Annotated in this window: 1 pseudogene; it reads right to left on the bottom strand. The window is 72.8% G+C overall.

Going from position 1 to position 276, the window contains the following annotated elements:
- A pseudogene (locus ACLNEE_RS17085) lies at positions 1-276 on the bottom strand (hypothetical protein); the annotation flags it as partial.

Below are 276 nucleotides of genomic sequence, written 5' to 3'. Positions count from 1 at the left end.
ATGGAGGCTTCTCCGAGGGCTGTGGCGGCGGTACCTGAAGCCCGGGCGTCCAACCCGACGGCGGTCGCGGCGGTTCCGGTGGCATTGGCGCGAGGACCCAGTGCCGTCGCCCGTTGCCCTGAGGCCAGGGCATCAACCCCGACGGCGGTCGCGGAGGTTCCGGTGGCATTGGCCCTGCGCCCGAGGGCCGTGGCGCTTTCACCGTCGGCGATGGACGCTGCTCCGAGGGCTGTGGCGGCGGTACCTGAAGCCCGGGCGTTCAACCCGACGGCGGTC

This window comes from Aphanothece stagnina RSMan2012, from assembly GCF_046764815.1.
Lineage (GTDB): Bacteria > Cyanobacteriota > Cyanobacteriia > PCC-6307 > Cyanobiaceae > NIES-981.
This window is presented reverse-complemented; position numbering and strand designations above follow the sequence as displayed.